Here is a 5,365-nt window from a genome sequence, read left to right as displayed (position 1 = left end):
TACCTCGCGCGGCTCATGGCTAACGTTGGGCATCAAGTGCAGCACCTTGGCAGCATTGAGCTCGATGAGACAGGCAATCTTGAGGAGAAGGTGGTGAAACAGAAATTCAATGGCTGCGGTAGCTTTATTGCGCTTTTGGTCGTGCTCTTGGTGTCAACTGGCGCTGATGCAAAGACGCTCACCTGCGGACTGAAAAAGGTGACGCTCAGCGGCAACACGATTACCAAAATCGTGCATGAGGATGGAACTGTTCATACCGGCGGTTCAGTGTCGAACAACTGGACCTATGACGGAAAAGCGATAACCCATAGGATCATGAAGAAGCCCATATCCTGCAGTAGTAAGGCCAAATCCAGAGATGAGGTGATTGCTGAGCTATCGGATAGGTTCTCCAAGAACCCCAAGTCTCACGGCATGACCGCAAGAGAAGCAGACCTCATGGGTGAATACACTGCGAAGCTCATGCGGGAAAACAACGCATGCCACTTGTTGGTGGACGCTGCCAAATCAACGTCGCGGCAGGGAATGTTCTACATCGACTGCAACGACAAGCAATCAAACACTAAGAGATTTTGGGTTTCAGAGGACGACTTAGCAGGTGGCTCCCTTAAACAAGCGGCTACTCGGGTATCAACCGGCGACGCAATTTCAATCTGCAATGCTCAATTGAAGGCCCGAACAACCAATCCCAGTACTTACGATCCCGCGTTGGCATTGGGAACAACCAGCCGCGTGATAGAAAGAACTGGCCGCAACGTTGTTGAAATTGACTTTGAAGCTGCAAACGCATTCGGGGCCGTCGCTAAGTATGTCGGGCGCTGCATCTTGGAATCGGGCTCACCAATTGAAGTTACCATCCGAGACAGATAGGCGTCGAAGCGAGAAGGGTCGGGTGGTTGATGCCCAACAAATCGCTGCAGCGGACATTTGACCCGCCACCTAATTTTGCTGCCGCAAAATCAGGCGTCGCCTCAAATGCCGCTGAGCTAAGGCGTTATAAATAGGAGATTTCAGAGTCATGAGTTACAGAAACAAGACCTACGTCGCATTCGCCAGCGAGGACATTCGACTTTATCGGTTAATGGAGGCATGGCGAGAAAACGATAAGATCGACTTCAACTTTTACGATGCACATGATCTGTTCGCGGCTAGGGATACCAGCACTAGGGATACGATAAAACGCAGATTACGTGAGAGGCTTAAAAACGCCAAACAAGTAGTCCTAATAGGTAGTGCTGATGCTAAGAAAAAAGGCGGAGATGGTTATTCCTTCTTAGCCCATGAAATTGACGTGATTCAGGAGTTTGATCTTCCGATAGTGGTAGCCAACAAGGATGGCGGAAGGTTCATCAATAAGAGTTTTATTCCAAAGCCGCTATTGGACGCTGATTACTATTCGTTGTCAGTATCGTTTCAGCCGAAAATTATAAAATTTGCTCTGGACAAATATGCTCCAATTTATAGTGGCTCGACCAATAAGGGGCCACATTACTACACCGAAGACATATACAAAAAATTAGGACTGTAAATGAATATCCTTGCTGATATTAAAACGTGGAGGTTTTGGAAAAGCTTTTTAGTAAACGCATTTGCCTGCGGTGGGTTTATCTCAGCGATTTTTCAGTTCGTGATAATAGCATTTCCGTCACAGGCCACTAGTCTTCAGGGCTTGGACGTAATAGTCGGAACAGTGCTTATCTCCATTGTTTTCGGGCTTATCGTGTCTTGGCCTCGTCCAATTGAAATGGACTACTCTGCGCCGAAAACTACAATAAAAATAATTAAAGGTGACCTTTTGAAACAAGATGGCCACCTAGTTGTTGGCGTTTGCGATACGTTTGATACAGAGTTGCCAAATATTATATCTCAGAGAAGCCTTTTAGGGCAGACGATTAATAATATTTTTGGAGGCGATGTAAAAGCGCTAGATGAGCAGTTGCATCACACTTTATCTACGCTCGGCCATGTAGGTGTAATTGACAAGGAAGGTAAGACAGAGAAATATGGCGTTGGTACAGTGGTTCCGGTTCGACATTCGCCGCGAATCATATATTTTCTTTCGTACTGTGAAATGAATCAGAGAAATGAGGCTTTTGGCACTGTCGATGGTGTTTGGAAAAGTCTAGTTTCATTGTGGGATAAACAGAATGAACTCGGAAATCATGGCCCCATCTCCATACCAGTAATCGGAGGCGGCCAAGCAAGAATGTCAAATCTTCTTCCAGCACAAGATTCTATACGCCTAATAGCACTATCGTTTATGTTTGCTTCGCGGCAGCAAAAAATTTCGGATGAATTGCGAATAGTGGTCCAACCTTCTGATTATGATCGACTAGACAGGCTAGAGCTCCAATCTTTCTTATCGTCACTGAGCCCATCATGAAAGATCAAAAAAGCATTCAGCTTCCTAATAATGATTCATGCGCATTTTGTGCATACTTGTCAGGTGAAAGACCGTTTTCATTTGTCTATAAAGGGAATATGGTTTCAATCCTAGTGACAAGGGAGCAGAGGGGCTGTCCCCATATGCTGGTAATACCCAATCGGCATGTTGAAACCATACTGGATGTTACTGAAGAAGAAGCAGGAAAACTCGCTGTTGCTGTGAGAGATATTGCTAAAGCAATCGAGAGCGAGTTTAAGCCAAAAGGCATTACCATTTGGCAAAACAATGGCGTCCCGTCCAGTCAGTCTATCGCTCACGTACATTTTCACGTGGCAGGAACCCTGGGAACTGGAGGAACGGAATGGGGTGATGTCCCCGAATTATCTCTAGAGGAAACTGAAGACATTGCCGACAAACTTCGGCCCTTATTCAGCTCATATAGCCTCTAGGTCTGCTTGTAGTAAATTTATAACAATCGGCTGCACAGCGACCGATTTTCCGCCGCTTCACGGCTCCAAACCGGCGCGTGAGCCGGGCGTTAAACAGCGCATGTCTGCTCCACTGCTATCAGCTCTTTTAGCTACAGAACCCGAGCCGCCGATCATAGTATCAGCGGCTTGCGCGCCAAATAGACACCTGCAGCCATGAGCGCGATACCGAGTCCACGACTGACAGAGAGAGTTGATACTGGCGTGCCGAACCATCCAAAATGGTCGATTAGAGCAGAGGCGGCAATCTGACCGAGAAGCACGAAAAATATCGCATTGCCGATGCCAATCTTTGGTGCAATCCATGTGATGGATAGAATGTAGAAGGCGACGAAAATGCCGCCCATGAAATAATGAAGTGGCGTCGCCTCAAACAGACTAGTTTCGGGAAGCGGCCTGCTGAGGGTGAACGCCAGACTCACCATCAATGCCATGCCCAGCAGGATGCTGGAAGCTGCCACGGGATTACCCAGCCGGACGCCTAGCCCACTGTTGAGTGCCGCCATGATTGGTATCCCTATTCCGGCGACCACCATGACGACACTCATCCCGAAGGTTTCATTGCTCATTGATCTTTGTTGTTAGTATCACCGTTCGAGGTAGCCCTGTTGCGCCTGTATTCCTCTACGGGTAGACCGCCAATACCCCAGTTCTCCATTTCAACCTCATCGATAACAACCATCGTGGTTGCCGGAGATTTTTGGAGTACATCAACAAGCAGATTAGTTACTCCTTTAATCAATGCCGCTTTCTGCGATTCTGTTACCCCTTCACGGGTGACCTTGATGTTAACGTAAGGCATTGCTCTCTCCTTGTTTTTCAATGATTTGAAATATTTTGGCGATAATGTGCCAACGACCTTCGGTACGGACGAGCGACAGCATGTCAACGAAGTCGCGCTCGCCGATGGAACAACGAACACGAGCAAAAGCCGTGTTGTCTCCCGCAAATTCAATGGAATCCACGACATCTCGACGCTGCTCATTGCGCGAGGCTGGTGAGCGGCGCTGCGCAATTACCTCGCGGTACGCGGGCATGCTCCGGTAGAGCAATGGTGCCTCGTCAGCCGTGGCATATATCGCCTGCGGATGAAAAACCACATCAAACTTTTGAATGTCGCAGTAATACAGTGTGTCGAAGTACTGATCGAGCAACTCGTGAACTTCGGAAAAAGCATTCATTGAGGATCCTCCACCGGCAATAGCCCTTCAGTCTCAAGTGCCTTGACGACGCTCGGATGTGAGCGAAGTTTCTTCCAGAATGCATAAGTGGATGGCCATGGGCTTAGCGAGAAGCCGATGAACTGAGTCCAGTTGAGAATTACGAACGCATAGAAGTCGGCTACACCGAGTTGGTCCCCCAGCAGATTAGCGCGTGTATGCGACAGTCGAGCTTCAATAGGATCGATCCGTTTAGCAATTTTTGTTTCCGCCTCCTGCTGCTCTTCTGTTGTCAGCTCACCGCCAGAAAAAAAGGGGCTAAACGCCTTGTGTAACTCCGAGGACAGGAATGCGAGTAATTCCCGTAGTCGCGTGCGTTCGAAGGTGCCTTCCTGCGGTGCCAGGCCTTTTTCTGGCATGAGGTCAGCTAGGTATTCTAGAATCGCGGGATTCTCGGTCAGTACCAGACCGGGCTCCAGTTCCAGGGCGGGCACGTAACCGTTCGGATTGATGTCGGCATAGCTCCGCCCAGTCTCCGTGACGCCTTGCGCGGTATCCGTTCGCTCGAGAGAGAAGGCAATATCCAGTTCATTGAGTACTATGTGCGAGGCCAAGGAGCAAGCGCCGGGTTTGTAGTATAGCTTCATGCGTAGTTATTCCTCATGTTTAGTGGTCGACACGCACATGATATCCAACGGGTAGTTAGGTACTAGAAGTAACTGGCCATTTGCAGGTAGAATTGGGTTACCTCAAGGAAACTTGGTTACTCCTATGTCACTGAAAGTTCGTCTTAACAAAAGCCCAGCGCCACCCGAGCCTTGCATGCTTACTGAGTGCATGGCGGTGATAGCAGGTGCTTGGGCACCCAATGTAATTTGGTGCTTGCGGGTTGGACCGCGGCGGTTCAATGAGTTGAAAATTGACATTCCGCCTGTTTCAGCAAAAGTGCTCTCAACCCGCCTAGCAGAGTTGACAGAGCGCGGAGTCGTCCAGCGTCACGTCCGGGACACTTCACCGCCTTCAGTTGAGTACGAACTGACCGAGCTTGGTCAGGAACTGATCCCAGCATTGGATGAGATCGTTAAAGTTGGCCACAAACTTAAGGCAAAGGGGCACCTTCCCGTTAAAGGCTAATTAATGTACTGAAGCGTTTTCAGTCTTGACGCGAGGGGTCGGCTGGGAAAATGAGCTGTAGGCTTCATAATGAAGATGGCGTTCATTAGAGTCTAGCGCTGTTTAACAAAGCCATTAAATTCGCTCCCTACGGTCGCCGGACGCTCGTTCCTCGCGCCGTTTATGGCAGGCGTTAGAAGTCAAAAGGAGGCGGTGTG

At 48.8% G+C, this 5,365-nt stretch carries 9 protein-coding genes; 5 read left to right on the top strand and 4 right to left on the bottom strand.

Features of this window, described 5'->3' with window-relative positions; genetic code table 11:
* From ISO4_RS16690 to ISO4_RS16675, 4 genes are all read left to right on the top strand, one after another.
* A partial coding sequence (locus ISO4_RS16690) for a hypothetical protein (RefSeq protein WP_228548225.1) occupies positions 1 to 870 on the top strand: 870 nt, incomplete at its 5' end.
* Positions 871 to 1,018: 148 nt separating this feature from the next.
* Complete coding sequence (locus tag ISO4_RS16685; protein WP_194856963.1) at positions 1,019 to 1,528, top strand: TIR domain-containing protein; 510 nt, start codon at positions 1,019 to 1,021, stop codon at positions 1,526 to 1,528.
* The gene (locus ISO4_RS16680; RefSeq protein ID WP_194856962.1) at positions 1,529 to 2,383 is read left to right on the top strand and encodes a macro domain-containing protein; all 855 of its coding nucleotides are present in this window, start codon (positions 1,529 to 1,531) and stop codon (positions 2,381 to 2,383) included.
* On the top strand, positions 2,380 to 2,835 hold the full coding sequence (locus ISO4_RS16675) for an HIT family protein (protein ID WP_194856961.1): 456 nt from the start codon (positions 2,380 to 2,382) through the stop codon (positions 2,833 to 2,835). Before ISO4_RS16680 ends, ISO4_RS16675 begins: the two co-directional genes overlap by 4 nt.
* 152 nt (positions 2,836 to 2,987) lie before the next feature.
* Here the strand turns inward: ISO4_RS16675 and ISO4_RS16670 are convergent, their stop codons facing one another.
* The 4 genes from ISO4_RS16670 to ISO4_RS16660 are packed head-to-tail and all read right to left on the bottom strand — an operon-like array spanning position 2,988 to position 4,681.
* Entirely contained in the window at positions 2,988 to 3,443 is a 456-nt protein-coding gene (locus ISO4_RS16670; RefSeq protein WP_068440519.1) for a DMT family transporter, read from the bottom strand.
* Entirely contained in the window at positions 3,440 to 3,676 is a 237-nt protein-coding gene (locus ISO4_RS17125) for a tautomerase family protein (RefSeq protein WP_068440516.1), read from the bottom strand. Before ISO4_RS17125 ends, ISO4_RS16670 begins: the two co-directional genes overlap by 4 nt.
* Positions 3,663 to 4,055 (bottom strand): nuclear transport factor 2 family protein, encoded by a 393-nt coding sequence (locus ISO4_RS17120; RefSeq protein WP_068440513.1) that lies wholly within the window; start codon positions 4,053 to 4,055, stop codon positions 3,663 to 3,665. Before ISO4_RS17120 ends, ISO4_RS17125 begins: the two co-directional genes overlap by 14 nt.
* On the bottom strand, positions 4,052 to 4,681 hold the full coding sequence (locus ISO4_RS16660; RefSeq protein ID WP_194856959.1) for a glutathione binding-like protein: 630 nt from the start codon (positions 4,679 to 4,681) through the stop codon (positions 4,052 to 4,054). Before ISO4_RS16660 ends, ISO4_RS17120 begins: the two co-directional genes overlap by 4 nt.
* 124 nt (positions 4,682 to 4,805) lie before the next feature.
* On the opposite strand from ISO4_RS16660, the gene ISO4_RS17335 reads away from it, so the two are divergent.
* Complete coding sequence (locus tag ISO4_RS17335; protein WP_194856958.1) at positions 4,806 to 5,168, top strand: winged helix-turn-helix transcriptional regulator; 363 nt, start codon at positions 4,806 to 4,808, stop codon at positions 5,166 to 5,168.
* Positions 5,169 to 5,365 lie beyond the last annotated feature (197 nt).

The sequence above is a fragment of the Alloalcanivorax venustensis ISO4 genome (assembly GCF_015356855.1).
Lineage (GTDB): Bacteria > Pseudomonadota > Gammaproteobacteria > Pseudomonadales > Alcanivoracaceae > Alloalcanivorax > Alloalcanivorax venustensis.
The sequence above is the reverse complement of the archived record's forward strand: the minus strand, read 5'-3'. Positions and strand labels throughout refer to the sequence as shown.

Coding starts and splice junctions, on each gene's coding strand:
- ISO4_RS16685 (WP_194856963.1), top strand. CDS start 1,019: ATGAGTTACAGAAACAAGACCTACGTCGCATTCGCCAGCGAGGACATT.
- ISO4_RS16680 (WP_194856962.1), top strand. CDS start 1,529: ATGAATATCCTTGCTGATATTAAAACGTGGAGGTTTTGGAAAAGCTTT.
- ISO4_RS16675 (WP_194856961.1), top strand. CDS start 2,380: ATGAAAGATCAAAAAAGCATTCAGCTTCCTAATAATGATTCATGCGCA.
- ISO4_RS16670 (WP_068440519.1), bottom strand. CDS start 3,443: ATGAGCAATGAAACCTTCGGGATGAGTGTCGTCATGGTGGTCGCCGGA.
- ISO4_RS17125 (WP_068440516.1), bottom strand. CDS start 3,676: ATGCCTTACGTTAACATCAAGGTCACCCGTGAAGGGGTAACAGAATCG.
- ISO4_RS17120 (WP_068440513.1), bottom strand. CDS start 4,055: ATGAATGCTTTTTCCGAAGTTCACGAGTTGCTCGATCAGTACTTCGAC.
- ISO4_RS16660 (WP_194856959.1), bottom strand. CDS start 4,681: ATGAAGCTATACTACAAACCCGGCGCTTGCTCCTTGGCCTCGCACATA.
- ISO4_RS17335 (WP_194856958.1), top strand. CDS start 4,806: ATGTCACTGAAAGTTCGTCTTAACAAAAGCCCAGCGCCACCCGAGCCT.